This is a genomic window from Parafrankia sp. FMc2 (genome assembly GCF_041008525.1).
In the GTDB taxonomy this organism is placed as follows: Bacteria; Actinomycetota; Actinomycetes; order Frankiales; family Frankiaceae; genus Parafrankia.
In genome coordinates this window covers 1-3,170 of sequence record NZ_JBFLUG010000303.1, presented here as the reverse complement: position 1 = coordinate 3,170, position 3,170 = coordinate 1, and the positions used below count along the sequence as shown (strand labels likewise).

The window sequence follows — 3,170 nt, the reverse complement described above, 5'->3', positions numbered from 1 at the left end:
CCTGCGCGTACTTCTTCCGGAGTTCTTCGAGTTCCGCACGCTCCGACACCGATAGCGGCCGGTCCTCGGCTCCTCCCTCTTCCTTCGCTTTCTTCACCCAGTTTCCCAACGTGGCCTCGTGAATACCTAGACTCTTCGCAACCTCGGCCGCAGACCGGCCCGAGTCGAGCACCAATCTTACAGCCTCGGTCTTGTACTCCTGAGTAAACTTCCGCCGTGTTGACCCCATCGCCATCCTTCCCTATGACAGTGAACCTCAAGTTCGCTGTCCACGGAAGCGGGATCACTCCAACCCGTGAGCGGGAAGACCGTCCGGGTGTAGGTGGGAGCCGGAGGGGAGCTCGTTGACCGGGAATCGTGCCGGCTGCCCGGTCAGCACCCGTACCGCCTCTTCAGCGGCGATGGCCCTCACCGTCCTGACGGCTTCCTCGGAGTAGTAGGCGGAGTGGGGTGTGACGATCACGTTGGGCAGCTCGAGGAGGGGGGTGGTCGGGCGCCACCCGCGCTGTTTCGCGGGTTCCTCCTCGATGTCGTCCAGTGCCGCGCCAGCGATCCATCCTTCGGTGAGTGCGTGGTGGATCGCCGCGTCCTCCACGATGGGCCCGCGTGCGGTGTTGACGAGGATGGCGGTCGGTTTCATGCGGCGGAGCGTCGCGCGGTCGAAGGTGTGGTGTGTCTGCGGGGTAAGCGGCGTTTGGACCACCACGTAGTCGGCGCCTTCCAGCAGGTCGTCGAAGGACGCCGGCCGGACCTGGGATTCCCGGATCTCGGACTGGTCGAGGAACGGGTCATGCGCCCAGACTTCGACGCCGAATGCTTTCGCGCGTTCGGCGATGAGCCGTGCGATGGAGCCGAAGGACAGCAGGCCCAGCACCTGTCCCCGCAGTCTGTGGATCGGTGTTCCAGTCTTCCAGTGCCATTCGCCCTGTCGAGTCGCCCGGTCGTACTGGCAGATCTTGCGTGCGGCTGCGAGCCAGAGCGCGACGGCGTGATCGGCGACCTCTTCGGCACACCACTCGTTCGGTGCGTTCGTGACCTGGATGCCGCGTCGGGTCGCGGCATCGACATCGACGGTGTCCACGCCCGTGCCGTAGCGGGCGATCACCCGGCAGCGGGTGAGAGCGTCGACGGCGCGGGAACCGACCCGCGCGTACTGGGTCAGGACACCGCCCGCCTCGCGTCCTGCCTCGATCACCTCGTCCTCGCTCTTGCACTGCGCGGCAAGGAGCTGAAGTCCGGCGCCTTCGACGATTGCACGTTCGATGTCCACATCGCCGAAGTCGGAGTCGGCGATCAGGATCGTTTCGCGGGAGTCAGTGCGAGTCACGAGGAATCCCCTTGGTGTGAACGATGTCCTGATACGACACGGCAAGCTCCAGGCAGCCTCCGCTGTCGAGCTGGCCGACCGTGGAACGGTAGATCTCCTGCCACGGTGTCTGGTTCTCCAATGCAGGGGGCGTGTAGTCGGCCCACCGCGCGGCGATCTCCTCATCCGGCAGGAGGACGTCGACGCGTGCGTTGTCCAGGTCGACACGGATCCGGTCACCGGTGCGCAGGATGGCGAGGTTGCCGCCGGCTGCGGCCTCGGGGCTGGCGTTGAGGATGGACGGTGCGTCTGATGTGCCGCTCTGCCGGCCGTCTCCGAGCGTGGGTAGCGCGGTGATGCCTCGCTGGATCAGCACTGCGGGAAGCTCCATGTTCACGACCTCGCCGGAGCCCGGATATCCGACGGGCCCGGTATAGCGCATGACGAGGAGGCAGTCCTGGTCGACGCCCAGCTCCGGATCTTCGATGCGAGCGTGGTAGTCCTCGGGCCCGTCGAAGACAATGGCGCGAAGGTCGAACACCGACGGATCGTCGGAGTGTGGCAGGCTGCGGTCCCGGAAGCTGTCGGTGATGACCGACGTTTTCATGATCGCGGAGTCGAACAGGTTCCCGGTCATGACGAGCAGTCCGCCGTGTGCGGTGACAGGATCGGGGAAGGGGCGGATGACCGCCGGGTCGGCGGGCGGGACATCCTCAAGGTTCTCGGCCACCGTACGGCCCGAGACGGTTAGGGCATCACCATGCAGGTGCCCCGCTTCCAGCAGCGCCCGCATGACCGCTGGGACACCGCCGGCGCGGTGGAAGTCCTCGCCGAGGAACTCCCCTGCGGGAGCGAGGTTCACCAGCACCGGAATGGTACGTCCGACGCGGTGCCAGTCCTGGTTGGACAGGTCCACCCCGACGTGACGCGCGATCGCGTTGATGTGGATGGGCGCGTTGGTCGACGCCGCGATGGCCGATGCGACAACGATCGAGTTCGCGAAGGCATGCCGGGTCATGACCTTACGGGGGGTCAGGTCCTCTCGGACCAGGGTCACCGCCCGGTGGCCCGTTTCGTAGGCCATTTGCGCCCGCTCGTTGTAGGGGGCGGGGATCGCCGCGCAGCCCGGCAGGGACATTCCCAGGGCCTCGGCCAGACTGTTCATCGACAGTGCGGTGCCCATCGTGTTGCAGTGCCCGATGCTGGGCGCGGAGGCGGTCACCCGAGCCATGTATTCGGCGTAGTCGATCTGGCCGCTGGCGAGGAGCCGCTTCGACTGCCAGATCACCAGCCCCGAGCCCGTCCGCATCCCGTTGTGATAGCCGTTGAGCATCGGGCCCCCGGAGAAGACGATCGCCGGGAGGTTCACTGTCGCCGCCGCGGTCAGACAGGCCGGCGTGGTCTTGTCGCAGCCCGTCGTCAAGACCACGCCGTCAAGCGGATATCCGTAGAGCACCTCGACCAGTCCGAGATAGGCGAGGTTACGGTCCAGCGCGGCGGTGGGACGCTTTCCGGTCTCCTGCAGCGGATGCACGGGGAACTCGAACGGAATGCCGCCACCGTCGCGGACCCCCGCCCTGATCCGGTCGGCGAGGGCGAGATGGTGCCGGTTACAGGGGACCAGGTCGTTCCCTGTCTGAGCGATGCCGATGATCGGCCGACCCGATTGAAGTTCTCCGGGTGTGAGGCCGTAGTTCAGGAACCGTTCGAGATACAGGGCCGTCATCTCCGGATTTCCGGCTCTTCGCAGTTGACCGGAATCTGTGTTGGTCCGATTACGCGACCTTCGGACGGGCGGTAACCGTGGGTAGCCACTGGGGGCGGGTGGAACGGGAGGCGGTGTAGCGGGCGCGGCGTTGCTGGT

At 66.2% G+C, this 3,170-nt stretch carries 3 protein-coding genes; all 3 read right to left on the bottom strand.

Annotated elements, in window-relative coordinates:
* A partial coding sequence (locus tag AB1460_RS36470) for a transposase (protein WP_368967054.1) occupies nt 1-229 on the bottom strand: 229 nt, incomplete at its 3' end.
* A gap of 54 nt (nt 230-283) precedes the next feature.
* Nucleotides 284-1,327, bottom strand: coding sequence for a C-terminal binding protein (locus AB1460_RS36465; RefSeq protein ID WP_368967053.1), 1,044 nt, complete (start codon nt 1,325-1,327; stop codon nt 284-286).
* Entirely contained in the window at nt 1,314-3,032 is a 1,719-nt protein-coding gene (locus tag AB1460_RS36460) for an IlvD/Edd family dehydratase (protein WP_368967051.1), read from the bottom strand. Before AB1460_RS36460 ends, AB1460_RS36465 begins: the two co-directional genes overlap by 14 nt.
* Nucleotides 3,033-3,170: the final 138 nt, after the last annotated feature.

Coding starts and splice junctions, on each gene's coding strand:
- AB1460_RS36460 (WP_368967051.1), bottom strand. CDS start 3,032: ATGACGGCCCTGTATCTCGAACGGTTCCTGAACTACGGCCTCACACCC.